This is a genomic window from Mesorhizobium sp. B2-5-7 (genome assembly GCF_006440875.1).
Taxonomy (GTDB): domain Bacteria; phylum Pseudomonadota; class Alphaproteobacteria; order Rhizobiales; family Rhizobiaceae; genus Mesorhizobium; species Mesorhizobium australicum.
Map to the genome: position 1 here is coordinate 340,666 of NZ_VFUO01000003.1, position 22,169 is coordinate 362,834.

The 22,169-nt window shown below is 62.9% G+C and carries 24 protein-coding genes; 13 read left to right on the plus strand and 11 right to left on the minus strand.

What is annotated here, in order from left to right; all coding sequences use genetic code 11:
• Positions 1–88 precede the first annotated feature (88 nt).
• From FJ543_RS15470 to yihA, 3 genes are all read left to right on the plus strand, one after another.
• Complete coding sequence (locus tag FJ543_RS15470) at positions 89–463, plus strand: hypothetical protein (RefSeq protein WP_246678828.1); 375 nt, start codon at positions 89–91, stop codon at positions 461–463.
• Between the two features lie 122 nt (positions 464–585).
• Entirely contained in the window at positions 586–1,224 is a 639-nt protein-coding gene (locus FJ543_RS15475) for a CatB-related O-acetyltransferase (RefSeq protein WP_181173996.1), read from the plus strand.
• Positions 1,221–1,880, plus strand: a complete 660-nt coding sequence (yihA, locus tag FJ543_RS15480; RefSeq protein WP_015314400.1) for a ribosome biogenesis GTP-binding protein YihA/YsxC — start codon at positions 1,221–1,223, stop codon at positions 1,878–1,880. The genes FJ543_RS15475 and yihA overlap by 4 nt, the downstream gene beginning before the upstream one ends.
• Positions 1,881–1,975: 95 nt before the next feature.
• On the opposite strand, the gene FJ543_RS15485 is transcribed toward yihA, so the two are convergent.
• Positions 1,976–2,710: a TetR/AcrR family transcriptional regulator gene (locus FJ543_RS15485; protein ID WP_140615188.1), complete on the minus strand. Its 735-nt coding sequence runs from the start codon at positions 2,708–2,710 to the stop codon at positions 1,976–1,978.
• Positions 2,711–2,837: 127 nt separating this feature from the next.
• On the opposite strand from FJ543_RS15485, the gene FJ543_RS15490 reads away from it, so the two are divergent.
• Together FJ543_RS15490 and FJ543_RS15495 are read left to right on the plus strand one after the other, a co-directional pair.
• Positions 2,838–4,025: an HlyD family secretion protein gene (locus FJ543_RS15490; protein WP_015314402.1), complete on the plus strand. Its 1,188-nt coding sequence runs from the start codon at positions 2,838–2,840 to the stop codon at positions 4,023–4,025.
• A gap of 124 nt (positions 4,026–4,149) precedes the next feature.
• Positions 4,150–5,706 (plus strand): DHA2 family efflux MFS transporter permease subunit, encoded by a 1,557-nt coding sequence (locus tag FJ543_RS15495; protein WP_246678833.1) that lies wholly within the window; start codon positions 4,150–4,152, stop codon positions 5,704–5,706.
• Positions 5,707–5,824: 118 nt separating this feature from the next.
• Here the strand turns inward: FJ543_RS15495 and msrB are convergent, their stop codons facing one another.
• From msrB to FJ543_RS15515, 4 genes are all read right to left on the minus strand, one after another.
• On the minus strand, positions 5,825–6,328 hold the full coding sequence (gene msrB, locus FJ543_RS15500) for a peptide-methionine (R)-S-oxide reductase MsrB (RefSeq protein WP_015314404.1): 504 nt from the start codon (positions 6,326–6,328) through the stop codon (positions 5,825–5,827).
• Between the two features lie 225 nt (positions 6,329–6,553).
• Positions 6,554–7,111 (minus strand): fasciclin domain-containing protein, encoded by a 558-nt coding sequence (locus FJ543_RS15505; protein WP_140719176.1) that lies wholly within the window; start codon positions 7,109–7,111, stop codon positions 6,554–6,556.
• Positions 7,112–7,332: 221 nt separating this feature from the next.
• A complete protein-coding gene (locus tag FJ543_RS15510) occupies positions 7,333–8,055 on the minus strand; it encodes an anti-sigma factor (protein ID WP_140876186.1) in 723 nt (240 codons plus the stop codon).
• The gene (locus FJ543_RS15515) at positions 8,052–8,591 is read right to left on the minus strand and encodes a sigma-70 family RNA polymerase sigma factor (RefSeq protein WP_140615195.1); all 540 of its coding nucleotides are present in this window, start codon (positions 8,589–8,591) and stop codon (positions 8,052–8,054) included. The genes FJ543_RS15510 and FJ543_RS15515 overlap by 4 nt, the downstream gene beginning before the upstream one ends.
• 181 nt (positions 8,592–8,772) lie before the next feature.
• Here FJ543_RS15515 and FJ543_RS15520 point away from each other — a divergent pair, with 181 nt between their 5' ends.
• The 3 genes from FJ543_RS15520 (at position 8,773) to argB (ending at position 11,853) form a co-directional block, all read left to right on the plus strand.
• Positions 8,773–9,204, plus strand: coding sequence for an SgcJ/EcaC family oxidoreductase (locus tag FJ543_RS15520; protein WP_015314408.1), 432 nt, complete (start codon positions 8,773–8,775; stop codon positions 9,202–9,204).
• A 100-nt stretch (positions 9,205–9,304) separates the two neighbouring features.
• Entirely contained in the window at positions 9,305–10,804 is a 1,500-nt protein-coding gene (locus FJ543_RS15525) for an amidase (protein WP_140789911.1), read from the plus strand.
• 155 nt (positions 10,805–10,959) lie between these two features.
• A complete protein-coding gene (argB, locus tag FJ543_RS15530; protein ID WP_023772298.1) occupies positions 10,960–11,853 on the plus strand; it encodes an acetylglutamate kinase in 894 nt (297 codons plus the stop codon).
• Positions 11,854–11,861: 8 nt separating this feature from the next.
• Here the strand turns inward: argB and bchE are convergent, their stop codons facing one another.
• Both bchE and FJ543_RS15540 read right to left on the minus strand, forming a co-directional pair.
• Entirely contained in the window at positions 11,862–13,427 is a 1,566-nt protein-coding gene (gene bchE, locus FJ543_RS15535; protein ID WP_140875814.1) for a magnesium-protoporphyrin IX monomethyl ester anaerobic oxidative cyclase, read from the minus strand.
• Between the two features lie 110 nt (positions 13,428–13,537).
• Positions 13,538–14,014 (minus strand): Lrp/AsnC family transcriptional regulator, encoded by a 477-nt coding sequence (locus tag FJ543_RS15540; protein ID WP_015314412.1) that lies wholly within the window; start codon positions 14,012–14,014, stop codon positions 13,538–13,540.
• 134 nt (positions 14,015–14,148) lie between these two features.
• Between FJ543_RS15540 and phhA the strand changes: the two genes are divergently transcribed.
• Positions 14,149–14,985 (plus strand): phenylalanine 4-monooxygenase, encoded by an 837-nt coding sequence (phhA, locus tag FJ543_RS15545; RefSeq protein WP_140615206.1) that lies wholly within the window; start codon positions 14,149–14,151, stop codon positions 14,983–14,985.
• Between the two features lie 66 nt (positions 14,986–15,051).
• Here the strand turns inward: phhA and FJ543_RS15550 are convergent, their stop codons facing one another.
• Positions 15,052–15,456 carry a VOC family protein gene (locus FJ543_RS15550; RefSeq protein WP_015314414.1) on the minus strand — a complete coding sequence of 135 codons (405 nt, stop codon included), beginning with the start codon at positions 15,454–15,456 and terminating at the stop codon, positions 15,052–15,054.
• Positions 15,457–15,560: 104 nt separating this feature from the next.
• Between FJ543_RS15550 and FJ543_RS15555 the strand changes: the two genes are divergently transcribed.
• On the plus strand, positions 15,561–16,193 hold the full coding sequence (locus FJ543_RS15555; RefSeq protein WP_140875816.1) for a TetR/AcrR family transcriptional regulator: 633 nt from the start codon (positions 15,561–15,563) through the stop codon (positions 16,191–16,193).
• A gap of 135 nt (positions 16,194–16,328) precedes the next feature.
• Here FJ543_RS15555 and FJ543_RS15560 read toward each other — a convergent pair whose 3' ends face one another.
• A complete protein-coding gene (locus FJ543_RS15560) occupies positions 16,329–16,775 on the minus strand; it encodes an Lrp/AsnC family transcriptional regulator (protein ID WP_224525312.1) in 447 nt (148 codons plus the stop codon).
• A gap of 422 nt (positions 16,776–17,197) precedes the next feature.
• On the opposite strand from FJ543_RS15560, the gene FJ543_RS15565 reads away from it, so the two are divergent.
• From FJ543_RS15565 to FJ543_RS15575, 3 genes are all read left to right on the plus strand, one after another.
• Entirely contained in the window at positions 17,198–17,962 is a 765-nt protein-coding gene (locus tag FJ543_RS15565; RefSeq protein WP_083883137.1) for a transporter substrate-binding domain-containing protein, read from the plus strand.
• Between the two features lie 79 nt (positions 17,963–18,041).
• Complete coding sequence (locus FJ543_RS15570; protein WP_140875818.1) at positions 18,042–19,346, plus strand: FAD-binding oxidoreductase; 1,305 nt, start codon at positions 18,042–18,044, stop codon at positions 19,344–19,346.
• Positions 19,343–20,311, plus strand: coding sequence for an amino acid ABC transporter permease (locus FJ543_RS15575; RefSeq protein WP_015314419.1), 969 nt, complete (start codon positions 19,343–19,345; stop codon positions 20,309–20,311). Before FJ543_RS15570 ends, FJ543_RS15575 begins: the two co-directional genes overlap by 4 nt.
• Positions 20,312–20,538: 227 nt before the next feature.
• Here FJ543_RS15575 and FJ543_RS15585 read toward each other — a convergent pair whose 3' ends face one another.
• Together FJ543_RS15585 and FJ543_RS15590 are read right to left on the minus strand one after the other, a co-directional pair.
• Positions 20,539–21,978, minus strand: a complete 1,440-nt coding sequence (locus tag FJ543_RS15585; protein WP_140875820.1) for a GMC family oxidoreductase — start codon at positions 21,976–21,978, stop codon at positions 20,539–20,541.
• Complete coding sequence (locus FJ543_RS15590) at positions 21,975–22,160, minus strand: hypothetical protein (RefSeq protein ID WP_140789929.1); 186 nt, start codon at positions 22,158–22,160, stop codon at positions 21,975–21,977. Before FJ543_RS15590 ends, FJ543_RS15585 begins: the two co-directional genes overlap by 4 nt.
• Positions 22,161–22,169: the final 9 nt, after the last annotated feature.

A 22,169-nucleotide genomic window follows, 5' to 3' on the forward strand; every position in this document is an offset into this window, starting at 1 on the left:
TTTCGTGAGCATGCTTATTATCATCATGCACATAATCCCGCTGGACGCGCCGCGCAAGACCGATTAAGCCTCGGGCAGGAAAAAACGCATGGTCCACGGCACCGCAAAGGCCGCCTGGCGATGTGGATTTGCCGGCAAGGATTTGGCGATGAATTGGATTGGGATCGCGGCCGTCACGGCTCTCATTGGGTGCCCCGGCGCCGCGGCTGCCAAGGATGCGGTCAGTTGTGGCGGCGCCGCCATGCTGGGCGGCGCACAGCTCAATTGCAGCCACGTCGAATCCAAGGCGCCGCCGCAGTTCTGCACGTTTAGCTGGGATCTACACACGATGGCGGGCGATCAAAAAGTCGTCGAAGGCAGCTTCATGCTGCCGCCCGGAGCGTCGAACGTGCAGGTGTATCAGGGCAGTGGGTTCGACAGCGCGCTGTCCAATCCGATCGTGATCTGCCCCGGCGACAAATGAGCATGGCGAGCAAGGAAGGCTCGCTCGTCAGCCGATTGGTGCTATAGGGCGGATCACGTTATTTTGACCAGGCGCGCGGATTGCGGATCGGCGTGGCTATCAATTCCTGGACGGACTTCGACATGGACGGACCCAACCCCGGCATCAAGCACCCGATCCCGATGCACACACGCGTCGGCTTCCTGAAGCCTCTGGTGACAGTGCCGAATATCGAGATCGGCGACTTCACCTATTATGACGACCCCGACGGGCCGGACAAGTTCGCCGAAAAATGCGTGCTGCATCACTATCCCTTCATCGGCGACAAGCTCATCATCGGCAAGTTCTGCGCCATAGCCGAAGGCGCGCGCTTCATCATGAATGGCGCCAACCACGCGATGTCCGGCTTTTCAACCTATCCGTTCAACATCTTCGGTCATGGCTGGGAAAACGGTTTTGACCCAGCCACGTGGTCGAAGGAAGTGCGCGGCGACACAATGGTCGGCAGCGATGTCTGGATCGGCATGGAGGCTGTGATCCTGCCCGGCGTGGAAATCGGGCATGGCGCCATCGTCGCCGCCAAATCGGTGGTGACGCACGATGTGCCGCCCTATGCGATCGTCGCCGGCAACGCCGCGAAAGTGGTCAAGATGCGTTTCGACGACAGGACGGTCCGGCGGCTGCTGGCGGTGGCATGGTGGGATTGGCCGGTGGACAAGATCGGCCGCAACCTCGACGCCATCAGGGGCGCCGATATTTCTCTTCTGGAGGCAGCAGCTTGAACGTTCCCAACAGCACCGCGATCGGCACCGACCTGTTCACGCGCGGGTGGATCTTCATCCGCGGCGTGCCGGCCATGAAGTTCCTGCCGCCGGAAGGGCCGCCTGAGATCGCCTTCGCCGGCCGCTCCAATGTCGGCAAGTCGTCGCTGATCAATGCGCTGGTCAACCAGAAGGGCCTGGCGCGCACCTCCAACACGCCGGGGCGCACGCAGGAGCTCAACTATTTCGTGCCGGATGGATTTTCGGGCGAGGGCACCGACCTGCCGCCAATGGCGCTGGTCGACATGCCGGGCTACGGCTATGCCACCGCGCCCAAGGAGAAGGTGGACGAGTGGACCAAGCTGGTCTTCGACTATCTCAAGGGCCGGGTCACGCTGAAGCGGGTCTATGTGCTGATCGATGCCCGCCACGGCATCAAGGCCAAGGACGACGAAGTGCTGTCGCTGCTCGATAAGGCGGCGGTGTCCTACCAGATCGTGCTGACCAAGACCGACAAGATCAAGGCCGCCGGCGTGCCGCGGCTGATCGAGGAGACGCTGGCCAAGATCAAGAAGCGTCCCGCGGCGTTCCCGTTCGTGCTGGCGACGTCATCGGAAAAAGGCGAAGGCCTGGAGGAATTGCAGGCCGCGATCGTGCTCGCCGCCAATGGCGGGTAAAAAGCTGGGATAGGTCGGCCATCAGAACGGGCAGCTCTATCTCCCTGTTTTCTCGCATTCGGACGGAAACCTGCACGCAATTTCCTGGATTGCTTCTAAGGTTTCGCCTCGATTGCAATCATCTCGTGGCTTTCTTCCTCTGCCAGCCTTTCGGTGCCGTAGGCCTTCAGGAACATGTTGACGCCCGACCTGACGATGTGGTCGATCTCGTCCTGGGTCGGGGCCTTGGTGCGATAGGCGAAGATGCACTGCCGGAAAAGACCGGCCAGGCACAGTTCGGTGAACTGATAGGCGGCGAGGTCGACATCGTCGATCTCCAGCAGGCCGCGCTCGATGGCGGCGTTGAGGAACGTCACCACCTTGTCATGGCCGCGCTTGGGTCCGCGTTCGTAAAAGCGAGCGCCCATATCGGGTATTCTGTCGGAGGCGCCGATCACCGTGCGTTGCGCCTGGATGACCCTGGCCGAGGTGATCTTCATCGACAGAACCTTGCCGAACTTCACCAGCGTCTGGCGCAAGTCGTCGGCGCGGTCGAGCATGTCGTACATGTTCTTGAAGATGGTGCCGCGCTCTTCCTCGATCAGCGCTTCGAACAGCTCTTCCTTGTTGGCGAAGTAGACGTAGATGGTGCCCTTCGAGACCCCGGCCTCGCGGGTGATGTCGTTCATCGAGGCGGCCTCGAAGCCCTTTTCGATGAAGACACGACGGGCGCCATCGATGATCTGGCTGCGCTTGACCGGGTCCTGTCCAGCGGCCGGGCGGCCGCGGCGCAGACCGTCCAGCAGGTCTTCGCACGGATCGGTTTCGCTGTTGCGTACAATCTCAACCATAAAAGTCGGACCTCGAAATAATTCGAACCAATCGGTTCGATTGCCTCTTGATATGGTCTTCTTTACGCGCTATGTCAACGGCCTGATCGAACCGAACGGTTCAGTATTATAACTTTAGAGAGATGTCATGTCCTCGACCGCGTCAACATCAGCCGAAGTCCGCCCTTTCCCCAACGCCAAGGTCGCGCCGGCGACGGAAGCTCCGGAAATTCCCCTCCAGCCGGTCGTCGCACCGCCGCCGGCGGAAGCGCCGGCCAAGAAAAAGCGCTCGGTGCGCTCCTTCCTGCTGCCGATCATCGGCCTTGCCCTTCTGAGCGGCGGCGCCTGGTATGGCTATGACTACTGGACCACGGGCCGCTTCATGATCTCCACCGACGACGCCTATGTCCAGGCCGACATGGCGTTCGTCTCGCCAAAAATTTCGGGCTATGTCGACCAGGTCCTCGTCAGCGAGAACCAGCAGGTCAAGGCCGGCGATCCATTGCTGACGATCGACGCCGGCGACTACAAGATCGCCGTCGCCCAGGCCGAGGCGCAGATCGCCACGCTGGCCAAGACGCTCGACCGCATCGACGCGCAGACCAAGGCCGCGCAAGCCTCGCTTCAGCAGGCGCAGGCGCAGAAGGTCGCCGATCGGGCCGCCGCCGACAATGCCGGCCGGGCCCAGCAGCGCGCCGCGCAACTGGTCAAGACCCATGTCGGCACGCAGGCACAGCTGGACGACGCCCAGACCGCGCTCGACCAGGCCAATGCCGCGCTCGTCGGCGCCGACGCACAGATCGCCGCCGCGCAGGCCAATATCGGTGTGCTCGAGGCACAGCGCGCGGAATCCGCCAGCACGCTGGCATCCCTGCAGCTCGGCCGCGACAAGGCCGCGCGCGACCTCTCCTTCACGGTGCTCAAGGCGCCTTATGACGGCGTCGTCGGCAACCGCTCCGTCGAACAGGGCGATCTGGTCAGCCCCGGCCAAAAGCTCGCCGTGGTCGTGCCTATGGACAAGCTTTACATCGTCGCCAACTTCAAGGAGACGCAGCTTGCCAGGCTCGTGCCCGGCGAAAAGGTCAACATCTCGGTCGACGCCATCGACGGCCAGCCCATCCAGGGAACCGTCTCCTCGCTGGCGCCGGCCTCGGGCGCGGTGTTCTCGCTGTTGCCGCCTGAAAACGCCACCGGCAACTTCACCAAGGTGGTGCAACGCGTTCCGGTCCGCATCGACGTACCGGCCGATGCGCTGAAGACCGGCAAGCTGCGCGCGGGCCTGAGCGTCGTCGTCGCCGTCGACAGCCGTACCGCGCCTGCCGCCACCAGTAACTGATCGCTTTTCGGAGGGCGGCTTGGTGGCTGATTGAAGCACCGAGCCGCCCGGCCTGCCTCAACGGGGCCCCAAGGAGGGCCAGGAAATGGCAACCGCAACCATCACCGCAGGATCGCCGCCGGCAATGCCGGCTGCCCCCGACACGATTTCGACGCGCCGCGTCATCGCTTTCCTGGCGATGGTGTTCGGCATGTTCATGGCGATCCTCGACATCCAGATCGTTTCGGCCTCGCTGGCCGAGATCCAGGCCGGCCTCAGCGCCAGCTCCGACGAGATCCCGTGGGTGCAGACAGCCTACCTGATCGCCGAGGTGGTCATGATCCCGCTGTCGGGCTTCCTCAGCCGCATGCTGTCGACACGCGTGCTGTTCACCGTCGCGGCGGCGGGCTTCACCGCGGCGAGCGCCCTTGCCGCGACCGCCACCAACATCGACCAGATGATCGTCTACCGCGCCGTGCAGGGCTTCATCGGCGGCGGCATGATCCCGAGCGTTTTCGCCGCGGCCTTCACCATCTTCCCGCCCTCGCGCCGTGCCATCGTCTCGCCGATGATCGGCCTAGTGGCGACACTGGCGCCGACCATCGGCCCGACCGTCGGCGGCTATATCAGCCACGCTTTTTCCTGGCACTGGCTGTTCCTGGTCAATGTCGTGCCGGGCATCCTCGTGGCGACCGCTGCCTGGTCGCTGATCGATTTCGACAAGCCCAATCTCAAGCTGTTCTCGAAGTTCGACTGGTGGGGCCTGGCCGGCATGGCGGCCTTCCTCGGCTGTATGGAATACGTGCTTGAAGAAGGCCCGAACAATGACTGGCTGCAGGACCAGGGCGTCTTCATCTGCGCCATCGTCATGACCATCGGCGCGGTGATCTTCTTCTGGCGTGTCTTCACCGCCGAGGAGCCGATCGTCGACCTCAAGGCGTTCAGCAACATCAACTTCGCCTTCGGCTCGCTGTTTTCCTTCGTCATCGGCATCGGTCTCTATGGCCTGACCTATCTCTATCCGGTCTTCCTCGGACGCATCCGCGGCTACGATTCGATGATGATCGGCGAAGCGCTGTTCGTCAGCGGCCTGGCCATGTTCGTCACCGCGCCCATATCCGGCATCCTGTCGAGCAAGATGGACCTGCGGCTGATGATGATGATCGGCCTGTTCGGCTTCGCCACCGGTACCTGGTGGATGACGCACCTGACCGCCGACTGGGATTTCTACGAGCTGCTCATCCCGCAGATCCTGCGCGGCTGTTCGATGATGCTGTGCATGGTGCCTATCAACAACATCGCGCTCGGCACCTTGCCGCCGGACCGGTTGAAGAATGCGTCGGGACTGTTCAATCTGACCCGCAACCTCGGCGGCGCCGTCGGCCTCGCCCTCATCAACACCGTGCTGATCGACCGCAATGCCTTCCACTATGCCCGGCTCTCCGAGCATGTGCAGTGGGGCAGTGCCGCCGCGCAGGCCAAGCTGCAGAACATGACGCTCAATTTCGAGCAGACCACCGGCCTCGACGCCACCAGTGCCGCGATCTCCAAGCTGTCGGGCATGGTCCACCAGCAGGCGGCGCTGCTGTCCTTCATGGATGTGTTCTATCTGCTGACGGTGCTGTTCGGGACGCTGGGGTTCTTCACCATGCTGATCAGGAAGCCGGCCGCGCCCGGTGGCGGCGGAGGCGGCGGGCACTGAAGCAAGGAATCGTGGCAGCGGTTTTCGGGAAGCTCCTCCAGTCCACGCCCGAAAGCTCCGACCCACGCAAAAAACTCCGGGCCGCAAAGCCCGGAGTTTTTTTATTGCCTTTGGGTCCTCAGGCGGCGGCGGGCTTGAAGGTCAGCGCCACCCCATTGATGCAGTGGCGCAGGCCGGTCGGCGCCGGACCGTCATCGAAGACATGGCCGAGATGGCCTCCGCAGCGGCGGCAATGCACTTCGGTGCGGGTCATGCCCAGCGACCGGTCCTCGGTCTTGCCGATGCCATTGGCGATCTCTTGCCAGAAACTCGGCCAGCCGGTGCCGGAATCGAATTTCGTCTCCGAGGGATAGACCGGCAGGTCGCAGCCGGCGCAGGCGAAGATGCCCTTGCGGTGTTCGTTGAGCAGCGGGCTGGTGCCTGGATATTCGGTGCCTTCCTTGCGCAGGACGTTAAAGGCGGCCGGCGACAGGATGGCTTTCCACTCGTCCTCGGTCTTGGCGACCTCGAATTTTTCGGCGGCCTGCGCGGCCTGCGGGCTGCCCATGCGCAGCATTGCTGCCGCGGTTCCGATGACGCCGATAGCGGCGGCACCGCTCAAAAGAAAGTCGCGACGGTTCATGACCAGTTCCTCCTGTCGTCTGTTTTGCCAAACTATGCCGCCGCCCGAAAGTCAAAAGCCGGTGACGGTTGCCCCAAACGACACTCCGCGCCGTCCACTTTCGATCGTGGGCGGCGCGGAGCACGCGTGTCGATTGCGGATCACGGGAGCGAGACGGCGCGATCGACGGAGAGCTCTTGCAGCAGGTTCGTCCGCGACAAGCGCCTCGTTACATCTTCGGCCCGATCACATCTTCGGGAGCAGAACCTTGTCGATGACGTGGATGACGCCGTTGGACTGTTCGACATCGGCGATGGTCACATTGGCGACATTGCCGTTCTCGTCGGTGACGGTGACCTTGCCACCGTCGGCCTTCAGCGACAGCTCGCAGCCGCCGACCGTCTTGACCTTGTGCGTGCCGCCATCGGCCTTGGCCATGGACACCACATCCGCCGCCATCGCCTTGGCGCCAATCACATGGCAGGTCAGGATCTTGACGAGCTTGTCCTTGTTCTCGGGCTTGAGCAGCGTCTCGACCGTGCCGACCGGCAGGGCGGCGAAGGCTTCATTGGTCGGCGCGAAGACGGTGAACGGGCCGGCGCCCTGCAAGGTCTCGACAAGACCGGCCGCCTTGACGGCGGCGACCAGCGTCGTGTGATCCTTCGAATTGACGGCATTGTCGACGATGGTCTTGTTGGCAAACATGGCGGCGCCGCCGACCATCGGGTTTTCAGCATAAGCAGCCGTGGCAAGCGCGGAGACAGCGATCGTGCCGGCGAGCAAAAGGGTGGCGAATCTACGCATTGTATCAAAACTCCTCGGGTTTTCTCTTCCCATTTTGGGGACGCAAGGAGATACGGAACACAGATGCGTGAGTTTCAGAATATTTCGCGGATTTTTGATTTATTTTCACTGTGGATGTATTTTCTGCCTTGGCAATTCGCCGGCTACCGGTCCATTTAGACATATGGAACGGAGATAGACTGAGCCTGTTCTATCCAGGCGCCGCCAGTGCGAAGGCTCGATCAGATGCCCTTCAAATCGCCCGCGGCAACCACCGGCCCGGTGGGCTGCCCGGTCGGCGAACCGCCGGTGGGTTCGAGGCTGACGGCCAGCACGGCGCCCTGCGCGAGTTTCCGCTGCGTGGTGGGCGAGACGCCAATATGCGCCGTCGCACCAACCGGGATGACGCCCATCGAGATCGGCGCGTTCTTGCCCTCGATCATCCAGAGTTCGAAGTCCTTGCCGGCGGCGAGCGCGCCGGAAACATGCGAAAGGCTGACTTCATGCCGTTCGGAATCATAGACGGCGAGATATTTGACGTCACTGCCGTCGGCGGCCAGCGAAGCGACGAGTCGCGCCTGCGGCTGTTCAGCCGGCCGGTTGACATAGGGGACGGCGACGTAAAGCGCCAGCGCGGCAACAGCCGCCACCGCAAGGCCGCGCCAGAAGGCGAGGCTGGACCACAGGCTTGCGCGCGGCTCGGCAGGCGTGGTGGCGGCGGATGAAAACAACCGGCGGTCGATCGCCGGCTTCACCGAAGCCGGCGGCTCGATTTCAAGATAGGCCGCGCCCAGCGGCGACAGGCGAACTTCCCAGCCGTCGACCAGCCGCGCGAAATCGGTCTCGGCGTCGATGCGCCTGGAGGCTATCTGCCGCTCTTCGACCGGCAGCACGCCAAGAACGTATTCGGCGGCGAACAGCTCGTCGCCTCCACGTTCCGGTCCGTTGTCCTCTGCCAGCGTCATCTTTCCAGACATTCCCTGAGTTTCATCAGGCTGCGGCGCAGCCAGGTGCGCATCGTGTTCAACGGCACGCCGTGGCGTTCCGCCAGTTCGGCATAGCTTTCGCCCTTGAGATAAGCGCCCCGGACGGCCGCCGCCCGGTCTTTCTCCAATTCATCGAGACAATGATGGATCCGTTCGGTCTCGTCGCCCGCCACCACCATCGCTTCAGGTCCCGGCGCCGGATCGGCCACGTCGAGCGCGGCATCGATATCGGCGGCGGGCTTGCGCCGCGCTCGGATGCGATCGATCGCATGATTGCGCGCGATTGCCACCAGCCAGGAGATCGGGCTCAGATCGGAGACAGCAAAGCGATCCGCCTTCGTCCAGATCTTGACGAAGACTTCCTGCAGCGCTTCTTCAGCATCTCCCCGGTCGTTCAATACACGAAGGCATACGCCGAAAAGTTTCGCACTGGTGTGCCGGTAAAGCAGATCGAACGCTGCCCGATCTTTCATCGAAGTCCGGACGATCAGCTTGGTAATGTCCTGCGGCGTCATGCGCGCCAAATTAGGCAATTGCGCTGTATTTGCAACGCCGGAAATATGCTGTGCACCTAAAGTTCGGCGTCCGCACACCTGCCCCGAGACAGTGTCCCGGTTTGAAGTCAAAAGCTGGCAATCGCGTTTGAGGCGCTTCCCCCGACATGCTACGCTTCAGCCGAAGCAAGGGAGATTTGTCATGGGATTGGTGCTCGCCAAACCTGAGGATGTCGCCACTGCCTTTGCCGATGCCTGGAATAGACACGATATGAACGACTTCGCGGCGTTGTTCGCCGACGACGCCAATTTCGTCAATGTCGTGGGCATGTGGTGGAAGAACCGCACCGAGATCGAAAGGGCGCACCGCGCAACTCATGAAACCATGTTTCGTGACAGCCGATTGAAGGGTGTTGTCTCGTCAGTTGTTGAATTGTCTTCCGGCATTGCATCGGTGCATTATTCATGGATCCTGACCGGCGCATCCGCTCCGGACGGCTCATCCGCCGGAAAACGAGAAGGCATTCTGCTTCTGGTTTTGAAGGAAGAACAGTCGGGCTGGCGGATAAAGGTTGCCCAAAACACCGACATTGTTCCGGGGGCGATTGCGCCCCCTTCCAACGCCGGGAGATAGCCGTTTAAAAGTCGCCGCCAAACTCCAAACTGAGACACTATCAGCCTGGATTGCCAAGGGAATTGCCGCTGACTAGCTTGGCAGCAATGGGGGAGCGCACATGTCGGTCGAACGAATCCTTTGGGAAGAAGACGCAACCGGTCTTGCCGGTCTGGTGCGCAGGGGCGAACTATCGGCGATCGAGTTGACCGAAGCGGCGATCGCCCGTGCCGAGGCCACCCGCCCCGAAATCAATGCCACGGCCGAGCCGCTCTACGAGGCGGCACGGACCCGGGCAAAGAGCATCGACCGTTCGCTGCCGCTGGCTGGGGTCCCCTTCGCCATCAAGGATCTCGGCATCGCCATCAAGGGCGTGCCCTCGCATGGCGGCAGCCGCATTCCGGCCTGGGTGCCCGATTTCAACTCGGTGATGACCGAACGCTATCTCGCCGCCGGGCTGATTCCGATCGTCACCTCGACGTCACCCGAGCACGGGCTGCGGCTGATGACGGAATCCAAGGCCTTTGGCGTCACCCGCAATCCCTGGAATACCGGCCACACCACCGGCGGCTCGTCGGGCGGTTCGGCAGCCCTGGTCGCCGCCGGCGTCGTGCCGGTGGCGCATGCGTCGGATGGCGGCGGCTCGATCCGCGTGCCTTCGGCCTGCAGCGGCCTTGTCGGCCTCAAGACCTCGCGCGGCCGTGTCCCGTTGTCCCCACTGGTGAGCGAAAGCTGGTACGGCATGGTCGTCGATCACGCCGTCACTCGCTCGGTGCGCGACTGCGCGCTGCTGCTCGACCTCACCCATGGTCCCGATACGCTCGCGCCTTATGCCGCGCGCCCGCCAAAAAGCTCGTTCGCCGCTGCTGCCGCGCGGGATCCCGGCAAGCTCACGCTGGCGGTGTACCGCAAGTCGCCGCTGGGCTTGCCAATTTCGGCCGAGACGCTGAAGGCGCTCGACATTGCCGTGGCACTCGCCCGCGAGGGCGGCCATTCGGTCGAGGACATCGATCTGCCTTTTATCGGCCGCGATTTCTTCGCCGATTTCTGCACGACGGTCGCCTCCGCCGTCGCCGGCTCGTTGCGGGGTGAAGCGCTGCGCGTCGGCCGCTCGGTGACGGGCGATATCGAGCGCGCCACGCGCGTGCTCGGCCGGTTGGGCGAGATGATCTCGGCCGGCGAAACCTATGCCGGCCTGCAGCGCCTACATGCCACCTCGCGGCAACTGATCACGGAGACCGCGCGCTATGATGCGGTACTGATGCCTGTTATCGCGCACCCGCCGCTCGCCTGCGGCGCCATGGATCCGAAAGGCGCCGACGAACTGATCGAAAACCTGCTCGACAAGCTTCACCTCACCGCGCTGCTCAGGATCAAACCGCTGTTCGGCCAATTGATGGACAAGAGTCTTTGGTTCACGCATTGGCCGGCGATCCACAATGTCAGTGGCCAGCCGTCGATCGCGCTCCCCGTCCATGTCACGGACGCCGGCCTGCCGCTCGGGATCCAGGCCGCCGGCCGGCCGGGCGACGAGGAAACGCTTTTGTCGCTGGCCGCGCAGATGGAGAAAATCTCGGGCTGGCTGACGCGGCGGGCGCCGCTGATGGTGCCGTCACAATGACGACACCGTGAACCGACTATGACAGCAATGCCATTTGCGGCTCGCGTCAATTCCGGCTAAGACGCCGCCGTCCTTACCTGATGCATGTCGCCCAAATGTGCCCAGCGGTTTGGGACAACGACATGCATAAAACCAAATACCAGGGAACCACGCTGATGACGGACGTCGCCGCCACCGCCGAAATGCAGGCCGCCCTCTTGTCGCGCGCGCTGCCCTACATGCAGCGCTACGAGCACAAGACGGTCGTGGTGAAATATGGCGGCCATGCCATGGGCGATCTCGAACTCGGCAAGGCCTTCGCCCGCGACATCGCGCTGCTCAAGCAGTCCGGCGTCAACCCAATCGTCGTCCATGGCGGCGGACCGCAGATCGGCGCCATGCTGGCCAAGATGGGCATCGAATCCAAGTTCGAGGGCGGCTTGCGCGTCACCGACCAGAAGACGGTCGAGATCGTCGAGATGGTGCTGGCCGGGTCGATCAACAAGGAGATCGTCGCGCTGATCAACGCCGAGGGCGAATGGGCGATCGGCCTGTGCGGCAAGGACGGCAATATGGTGTTCGCCGAAAAGGCGCGCAAGACGATGATCGACCCCGATTCCAACATCGAGCGCGTGCTCGATCTCGGCTTCGTCGGCGAGCCGGTCGAGGTCGACCGCACGCTGCTCGACCTTCTGGCGCGCTCCGAAATGATCCCCGTGCTGGCGCCGGTCGCGCCCGGCCGCGATGGCCATACCTACAACATCAACGCCGACACTTTCGCCGGCGCCATCGCCGGCGCATGCAAGGCCTCGCGCCTGCTGTTCCTCACCGACGTGCCTGGCGTGCTCGACAAGGACAAGAAGCTGATCGACGAGTTGACGGTCGCCGAGGCCAAGGCGCTGATCAAGGACGGCACGGTTTCCGGCGGCATGATCCCCAAGGTCGAGACCTGCATCGAGGCGATCGAGCGTGGCGTCGAAGGCGTCGTCATCCTCAACGGCAAGACGCCGCATTCGGTGCTGCTCGAACTGTTCACCGAACACGGCGCCGGCACACTGATCGTGCCATAATGCTCTTGTCAGCCGGCTAATCTTCTGCCTGACGGGCCGCGATTTACGGCTGCGGGAAGCTCCGGCTTTGTACCTGGCCGCCGGACAACCATCGATTCCTCCTCGGTGTCCTGCGGTGCGCCCCAGAATTCGGCGAGCGTCGGGCCGCCTTTCACCCGGCGGTCGGTCACCAGAAAACTCCAGATCTCGCGGAACCAGACGCGGCGGCCCATCTGCGTGTACCAGCGCATCGAATGCCGCTGCTCGGGATCGGGGTGGAACAGGATGCGCGCCAGCGCCTTCGGCCTCGACTGCACGGCGAGCTCAATCAGCTTGACCGAGAAGAACAGCATCCACGGCTTCAGCCGGGTCATCTGCAGCACCTGGTGCTTGTAATCCCACAGGCGGGCATCCCTCTGGATGACCTTGCGATCCCGCGCGATGCGGAAAAACGGCGTCCAGCGATGCGGCGTCACATAGAGCGCCTGGATCTGGTCGGGGTCATAGGCGAGGAGCTGGCGAAAGCCGCGCCACAGATCGCGAAATCCCTCATCCTCGAAGCCGGCGACCCAGGTTGCCATGGACAGGATGCCGTGCTTCCGCAGCAGCCGTATCGCTTCACGATCGGACGAGGTACTGCCGCCCTTGCGGATCAATTGCAGCGTCTGCTCGTCGGTGTTTTCCATGCCGAGCAGCCAGCGGATGACACCGGCCTGGCGGTAGAGGTGCAGCATATCGGCATCGCGCACGATATCGTCGGCGCGGGTCGAGCCGACGATCAGCACCGCCACGTTCTCGGCAATCAAGGCTTCGAGAAAGGCGCGCCAGGCCTTTTTAGAAACCGTCGGATTTTCATCCGCCAGGTTGATCAGTTCGACGCCATGCTCGCGGTGCAGCCAGGCGATCTCCTTGGCGAACTTGACTGGGTCGCGATGCCGCCAGCGGGTCCAGAAGCCACGCTGGCCGCAATAATTGCACAGATGCGGGCAGCCGCGCGAAAACTGCATGACCACCGCACGCTTGCCTCCCCAGTAGCTGTATCCGCGGTGGTCGATCAGCTCCCAGCCGACGCGGTAGGCGTCGAGGTCGGCGATGGTCATCGCCGCTTGCGTAGCGAAGGGACGGTCAAGATCGTCGCGGCAGGCGATGCCGGCAACGCTTGCCGGCGGCTGGCGCATCTCCAGCGCCTCGACCAGCGCCACCACGGTCGCCTCGCCCTCGCCGCGCACGATGAAGTCGAAGGCGTCGGTTGACGCCAGGATGTCGCGCCAGTGATAGGTGGGGAAGACGCCGCCATAGAGGATGATCGTCGCCGGCGCGCGCGCCTTGACCATCCCGGCGATCAACAAGGCGGTCGGATGTGCCGAGGTCGAGCCGGAATGGCCGATCAGAACGAAGTCGGGACAGTCCTTCAGGGCTTCCGCGACAACCGAGGCGAGCGGCATCGGCCCGAACTCGGCATCGACGAGCCGCACCTGATGACCGGCATCGAGCAGCGGGCCGCCGATCGCCAGCAGGCCAAGCGGCGGCAAGTGATCGTCGGGCACGCGGCTGCCGATGGCGGTGTGCGGCGGATTGATCAGGACGATTTTCATGGCGGACCTCCGGGAGGAATGGTCCGTGCATGCTGGTTGTAGAGCTGGCCACCGAAAGGGCCGAGCTCAGCAGTTTGCTTGCAGCTTTTCCGCAGAAACGCGGATGCGCATCACCGCCTGAGATGGGCGAGCGGCACGTGGCCGGGTCCCTTGATGTTCTGCAGCACCAGTTGCGTGTGGACGTCGCGCACGCCGTCGAGCCGCATCAGCCTATGCATGACGAAGGCGTTGAGCTCGTCGACCGATGGCACCATGACATGCAGCAAAAAGTCGTGGTCGCCGGTCATGGTCCAGCACGACGAAACCTCGTCCATGCGCTGAACGGCGGCAATGAAGCTCTCGGGCGAGCCGTCGCTGTGGCTGACGAGGCGCACCTGGATGAATACCTCGACCATCAGGCCGACGGCGCGGCGGCTGATCACCGCGGCAAAGCCCTTGATGATGCCGGCTTCCTGCAGCGCCTCGAAGCGCCGGGCGCAGGGCGTGGTGGAGAGGCCGACCTCCTGCGCCAGCTCGGAAACGGGTTTGCGACCGTTGCGTTGCAGGACATCCAGCATCTTGATCTCGAAATCGTCGAATTGAGGCATTTTCACTCATCCGATGCGAATTGTGAGTGAATGATATCTCGAATGTGGCGGAGGAGCCACCATCAAAACCGAATTGCCTCGGCAGATCGGGTTAGCCTTGCGGCACGTCAACCATTGATGCGAGGAGAAAACCCATGACGACGATGAGCGTTGCCGAATACGCCCGCGACTGCGCGGCGCAAGGGTTGCGCGGGGACTATTCGGTGTGCCGCGCGGATTTCACCGTGGCGCAGGCTTATGACTATTCGACCGAGGAGCAGGCGGTGTGGCGCACGCTGTGCGACCGCCAGACCAAGCTGACGCAAAAGCTCGCCCATCACTCCTATCTCGACGGCGTCGAGAAGCTCGGCCTGCTCGACTGCATCCCCGATTTCGAGGACGTCAGCACCAAACTGCGCAAGCTGACCGGCTGGGAAATCGTCGCCGTGCCGGGCCTCATCCCGGCCGCACCGTTCTTCGACCACCTCGCCAACCGCCGCTTCCCGGTCACCAACTGGCTGCGGACCAAGCAGGAACTCGACTACGTCGTCGAGCCGGACATGTTCCATGACTTCTTCGGCCATGTGCCGGTTCTCTCGCAGCCGGTGTTTGCCGATTTCATGCAGATGTATGGCAAGAAGGCCGGCGACATCATTGCGCTGGGCGGCGACGAGATGATCACCCGGCTCTACTGGTACACGGCCGAATATGGCCTGATGCAGGAGAACGGCCAGAAGCTGAAGGCGTTTGGCGCCGGTCTGATGTCGTCGTTCACCGAGTTGCAGTTCGCTGTCGAGAGCAAGGACGCCCACCATGTACCGTTCGACCTGGAAACGGTGATGCGCACCGGCTACGAGATCGACAAGTTCCAGCGCGCCTATTTCGTGTTGCCGTCCTTCGACGCCTTGCGCGATGCCTTCCAGACGGCGGATTTCGAAGCGATCGTCGCGCGCCGCAAGAGCCAGCCGGCGCTCGACCCGGCGACGGTCTAAAACATAAAGCGCGTCGCATGAATCTGTCTCAACGCGACGCGCTTTGGACGCTTTGATCGCGCTGGGCTATTGCATGGCAGCGGGGTTCATCCACAGGAGCTCCCAGACGTTGCCGTCAGGGTCTTCGATGTGGCGGTTGAACATGAAGCCGAGATCCTGAGCGGGGTTGGGATCGGCGCGGCCGCCGGCCGCGACGCCCTTCTCGATCGTGGCATTGACCTCGTCCTTGCTGCTCGCGGTGAGTGCGATCAGCATCTGGCTGTCACGCCTGGCGTCGCCGATCTGGCGGGTTGTGAACTGGCCGTAATGCTGGTGCGTCAGCAACATCACCCCGATCGCGTCGGAAAACATGACCGAACTGGCCTGGTCGTTCGAGAACTGCGGATTGAGCGTGCCCCCGATCGCGAGATAGAAATTGGTCGCTGCCTGCAGATCCCGCACCGGCAGATTTATGAAGATCATCTTAGTCATCGGTCTAAGCCTTGCCTTCGTTGACAGGTACTAGTCAGTCCAGTACCGTTTCATGGGGCTACCACAAGAGAACGGTACCGTCTAGTACTGGTTAAGAGGGCGCCATGAAAATCGACGGTGAGACCAGATCGGCTCGCAAGGATCGTGAGATCATCCAGGCGGCCACGGCGGCGTTCACCAGCAAGGGATATGACGGGACCAGCATGGAGGAAATCGCCACCAAGGCGGGGGCCTCCAAGCAGACCGTCTACAAGCATTTCACCGACAAGGAGACGCTGTTTGGCGAAGTCGTTCTGTCAACCGCTACCCAGGTCAATGACATCATCGAGTCAGTGACGACGCTGCTTTCCGAGGCGAAATTCATGGAAGGCGGCCTGCAGCAGCTTGCCCGACGCCTGATAGCGGTTCTCATGGATGAAGAGTTGTTGAAGCTGCGGCGCTTGATCATCGCCAACGCGGATCGAATGCCGCAGCTTGGCCGCGCTTGGTACGAAAAGGGGTTTGAGCGCATGCTTGCCTCGACGGCGTCCTGCTTTCAAAAACTCACCAGTCGAGGACTGATACAAGCAAGTGATCCCTATCTGGCAGCCAGCCATCTTTTTGGAATGCTTCTTTGGATCCCCATGAATGAAGCCATGTTCACGGGAGGCAACCGGCGCTCCAAGGCCGAACTGGAACGCCACGCGGATGCCTCGGTGGAGGCATTTCTGGCCGTCTACGGAGTCCAGCCGAACTAGTCGCGTCCCCTGCCCACGTTTGCAGGGGTCGAGGACACCACCATGTGCCTTTCGACCCGCAAACAGTGATGCGCACCGGCTACCAGATCGACAAGTTCCAGTGGAACGGCCGGCCGCCGGGACATTCCGCCATTCCTACAGAGCGTAGATGGTCCGGTTGAACTTCGTCTCCATCACCACGTGGGAAGCGGTTTTGACGACGCCGCTGATTTCATTCAGGGCATTCACCTCCCGGTTCAGCTTCTCGAGCGTCTCGGCGGCAAGGTGGATGATCAGATCCCATTCACCGGTTATGGCATAGACCGCCTGGATCGAGGGCATCGCCTTGATCCTTCTGGAGACGTCCGGATAACTCTTGTTGTTCAGGGAGGCGAGGGTGAAACAGTGGACGGCGTTCTGGGCCACCGTCTTGGCCAGCCGCACGGTATAGCCTTCGATGATGCCGCCGGCCTCCAGCTTCTGGATCCGCTCCTGCAGCGCTGTCCGCGACACGCCGAGCTGTCGTGCCAGTGACGCGACTGGCTCCCGCGCGTTCTTCTGCATCAGCGCGAGCAACTGACGATCCTTCTCGGTCAATTCCACAAACAAAACCTCTCGCTCGATCCGCTTAGTAACCACCGCGCGATCCTATCGGCTGAACAGCCCCCGCGACAATCCGCAATACTGGCAGCGGCGAACGGAACAAGGCCAACTATCCGGCACTTTGTCATCCCAAGGGACGCAATGACTGCGCGATCGCCAATATCCCGCATTTCGCCGGGTGGAACCCTTCTTTTTGCGACCTGACTGTCTGGGGTCACGAACGCCGGTCCGTCAGGGGGAATCAGCTTCGGCTGTGATGGGCAAAGTCCGAAACCGATCCGGTTGAACCTGCAGCTGAAGCGCTGAGGTTCGACGTCGGCCACTCAACCTGTCAGTTCAACCACAAGGGAGGGATAACTTTGAAAAAACTGCTCAATTTAGCCGTTCTTGCCGCCGCGACATTCGCCATCACGACGGCAGCCATGGCCGGTGAAACCCTGGACCGCGTCACGTCGAAAAAGGCGATGGTCATCGCCACCAACGCGGCCTGGCCGCCACAGAGCTTTCTCAACGACAGCAACGAACTCGCCGGTTTCGACATCGATGTCTCGCGCGAGATCGGCAAGCGGCTTGGCGTCGAGGTCTCGTTCGAAACGCCCGACTGGGCGACGCTGACCGGCGGGCGCTGGCAGGGACGCTACGACCTTGGCGTCGGATCGGTCACGCCGACAAAAGCCCGCTCCAAGGTGATCGACTTTGTCGGCATCTATTATTACAGCCCCTACGTCTATGTCCTGCACAAGGACAGCGGCGCGAAGTCGGTCGCCGATCTCAACGGCAAGATCATCGGCGTCGAGACTGCCACCACCTCGGAGGATTTCATCCGCCGCAAGCTCGAAATCGACGCGCCTGGCCTGGCTCCCATCGAATACAAGCTCGAGCCGGGCGAGATCCGCACCTACGCGGATTCCATGCTTCCCTTCGATGACCTGCGGCTTGGCGACGGCGTGCGCCTGAATGCCGTGATCGCGCCGGAACAGACGGCGCAGAATGCCATCAAGAACGGCTATCCCGTAAAGATCCTGGAAGGCGAGTACGCCTTCCGCGAGCCGCTCGTCGTCATCGCCGAGAAGAAGGATCCCGAGTGGACCGCGAAGGTCGGCGGCATCATCACCGAGATGAAGACGGACGGCACGCTCGCCGCGCTGACCACGAAGTGGTACGGCAAGGACTACAGCGCCAAGTAATGTCATTCCGCCGGCTGCCTCCTCGGCAGCCGGCGGGCGTCACCCCACCTCATGAATGCCCCTCACTGCAAAGTCGTCGATGGCCTATCCGGACACCTATTACGCCCGCACCCTGACCGACCGGAAGACGCGGCCCCCGCTCAAAGGCGAGACGCGATGTGACGTGGCCGTCGTCGGCGCCGGATTGGCCGGGCTGACGACAGCGCTGCAGCTGGCGCGCGCCGGATTGCACGTCGTCGTGCTGGAAGCCCAGGTCGCCGGTTTCGGCGCTTCGGGACGCAATGGCGGCTTCGTCACGCCCGGCTTCGCCACCGGCGGCGACACTATCGCCGCACGTGTCGGCGGGGAGGCAGCGCGCGATCTGCACCGGCTGTCGATCGAAGGCATGGAATTCGTGCGCGACACCATCGAAGCGCTCGGAATATCGGCCGCCCAGCCGCGTGCCGGCCTGCTCAGCGTCTTGCGCTACGACGGCGGCGATGCGCTGAAGGCCTATGCCGACCAGATGGCACGCGACCACGGTTACGAGCTTCAATATCTGCGCGGCGAAGACGTGCGCGCGGTGCTGAAGTCTGCTCGCTACCACCAAGGCCTGCGCGACCCGAACGCCTTTCACATCCATCCGCTCAACTATCTGCGTTGCCTGGCCGACGAGATCGAGCGGCTGGGCGGCAAGATCCATGAGAGTTCCGAGGTCGTGCAATGCGACCTGTCGGGACCGCAAAAGATGCTGCGCACGAGCCAGGGCACGCTTCGGGCGCCCCAGATCGTGCTCGCGACCGGCGGCTATACCGGCCCGGTGTTCGGCCAGCTCTACCGCGCCTTTCTGCCCATCGCGACCTATGTGATGGTTTCCGAGGCGGCTCCCCGCCTCATCGCGCAAGCCGTCGCCACCACCGATGCCGTCGGCGACAACAGGCGGGCCGGCGACTATTATCGTCTGGTAGAGAGCGGCAATCGCCTTTTGTGGGGCGGGCGCATCACCACGCGTGCCGCTTCCGCCGACGCGCTGGCGCGAGAATTGCGCCGTGAAATGGTCGGCACCTACCCGCAGCTCGCCGGCCTCAAGACCGAATTGGCCTGGTCGGGGCTGATGTCCTATGCCCGGCATCTGATGCCCCAGATCGGGGAGCTGCAATCGGGCGTCTGGTACTGCACCGCTTTTGGTGGCCATGGCCTCAACACCACGGCGATTGCCGGAAAAGTAGTCGCCGAGGGCATTCTGGGCGCTTCGGACCGGTATCGGCAGTTCGCGCCATTCGGACTGAGCTGGGCCGGCGGCGCCGGTGGCCTGGCCGCCGCGCAGCTCACCTACTGGAAATTGCAGGCGCAGGACTGGTGGCGGGAACGCCGCGCCACCACCAAGGACAAGGTGACGGCATGATCGGCAGGCTGATGCTCTCCCATCCAGGGCTTGCCCGCCACGCGGCGGCCGCGCTTTTTCCCGCGCTGCTGGCCGCGGCCCTCTACGCCATGGGCATCAAGTCGAGCTGGATCGGCTCGGTGATGCCGCTTGCATCCGACTGGTTGCAGGCCAATCCAGCCTTGTCGCGCGCCCTCTCGGCCGTGTTGATCGCGCTCCTGGTTCTGGTGAACTGCAAGCTGCTGCTGCTCATGCCCCGACGCCAGCAGATCGCCGGCGTCTGGATCGAGCTGTTCGCGCTGCTGATGCTGTTCTTCTATTCCTTCGACCTCTCCTTTGCCTTCATTGCCAGGAAGGTTGGCTTCCTGATCACCCAGGGCGTCACCACGACGCTTTACATTTCGGCGATCTCGATTCTCATCGCAACGACCATCGCGCTTATCGGGGCCATCGCCAAACTGACCGGCAACGGCATCGTCTACGGGCTGGCCACCTTCTACACGTCGCTGTTTCGCGGCCTGCCGTTGCTGATGCAGATCTACATCATCTATCTCGGCCTGCCGCAGGTCGGCTATGTGATCGGCGCGGTGCCGGCCGGCATCGTTGCGTTGTCGCTGTGTTATGGCGCCTACATGACCGAGATCTTCCGCGCCGGCATCGAAAGCATCCCGCGCGGCCAAAGCGAAGGCGCCACGGCGCTCGGCCTGAGCCCCGGCCAGACCATGGCGCTGGTCATCCTGCCGCAGGCCATGCGCGTCATCATCCCGCCGACCGGCAACCAGTTCATCGCCATGCTGAAGGATTCCTCGCTGGTGTCGGTCGTCGGCGTCTGGGAGATCATGTATCTCGCCCGCACGATGGGCCAGACGGAGTTCCGCCATATCGAGATGCTGATCACCGCCTCGATGATCTACTGGATCCTGTCGATCGCGCTGGAATTCGGCCAGGCCTATCTCGAACGGCGCTTCGGCCGATCGGACCGCTAGGTAGGTTTGACGCCTAAAATCAGCGCGGCTGCGATGCCTCGGCCTTCAGCCGCACAAGCTGGTCGCGCTGCAGGTCGAGCGCGGCGGTGACGAAGCGCCGAATGGTGGCAAGCTCGGCGTCGCCGCCGTGCTGGTGCGCATCGCCCTCTATGGCTTTTGAGCCTCTCCCGGCGCCATCCTTGGCGTCGGCAGAACAGGTGGTGATCCGAGCAGGACGACGACTGCGCTCAGACCGTGATCACCTTGCTCAGATGCTCACCCAGCCGGCAGGCGAGCGCGGTGATTGTCGTCGTTGGGTTGGCTTGTCCCGACGCGCAAAAGACCGAAGAGCCGCCGACATAGAGATTGTCCATGCCATGCACCTTGCAGTTGGCGTCCACCACGCTCCTGGTGACGTCGGTGCCCATGCGCGTGCCGCCCATATGATGGTGGCCCGCCGTCTCTTCGTTGGTCGGATAATCATCGCCCTTCGAGATCCAGTCGGCAATGCGCACCCGGCCCAGGTTCTTCTGGGCAAGCGTCGTGCCGAACAGCCTCAAGCCTTCGAGAAGGGTGCGGCGTTCCAGTTCCGATTTCTTCCAGTGCAGTTCGATGCGCGGCACGCCGGCATGGTCGACCTCGGTCTTCGACAGCTCGATCTGGTTCGAAGCCAGCGGCGCCTGTTCCCAGGCGACATAAAGCTGAGCGGCGCAACGCAGGTTCTGGTCGAGCTTGCCCGACACCCATTCCGCCATGTGCGGCGCCGTACAGGCAAGATCAGCGATCAGGCTCTTGACGCCCGGATAGGGAGTCTCGATCAGCCTGATGCCGAAATTCATGATCCTGAGCCGTTCCATCGCGGCAGCCATCGGCGAGAAGAAGGCCTCCTTGACGGCATCGACCTCGAACGCGCCGTCGTCGGCCAGGATGGCATTGCCGCCCTCGAAGGTCGGATGCTCCATCCAGTAGCGGCCAAGCGCCGTCGCGTTCGGCACGACGCCGCCGTTGGAGCGCCGGTTGGACCACAAAAGCAGCCGGGAATTCTCCAGTCCGCCGGTGCAGACGATGAAATAGTCGGCGCTGAACGAGCCGGCGTCCTGCCCGTTGGACCATAATCTGGCGCCAGTCACGCGTTTGCCATCTCCGGCAAGCTCGGTGGCGTAGGTGTTGAGCACGACGGCGATGTTTTTGCTCTGGTCGAGTTGGTCGCCGAACTTTTCTGCAAACCGGACCGCCGGGCTCTTGATCAGCTGCACCCAGCGAATGTCATCCGAGATCGGCACATCTGGCCGGAAATCTGGAAGGTCGAGGATATCGCGCACTTCCGCAAGATAGGGTTCGATGTCGGCGCGCCGGATAGGCCAGCCGGTGTCGGGTGCCCAGGCTTTCGGCTCGAAATCCTGTTTGTCGAGCACGCGACACCAACCGGCCCAGTGATTGGAACTGCCGCCCATGAACCGCAACCGCGTGATATCGAGATCGAAGTAGGAATCGCCGACCGTGGTGCCGCGGTAGAAATCCTGCGACTCGTCGCTGAATTCCCGCGAGCCGGCTTCCAGCACCACGACCGGGATGCCGGCCGCGCCAAGTTTCCTGGCGATCGTGGTGCCGGCGGGGCCGGAACCAAGTACACAGACCTTTGGCGCGAAATTGGCGGCGCGATACGCGTCGTAGCTGTCGAAGATCATGCCAGGTCGCTCCGCTTCAGGATCCAGCCATTGACCTCGACGATCTCGTCGGGATTGGCCCGGGATGAACCGGCATGGGTGGCGGCCGTATCAGGCAGCTTGCGGAACAAGGACAGCGCAGGCAGGGCGATCAGCGCCTGCACGAGCGTGCGGCGCGACATTTTTTTGATCAAGAAACTCATGACAGGCCT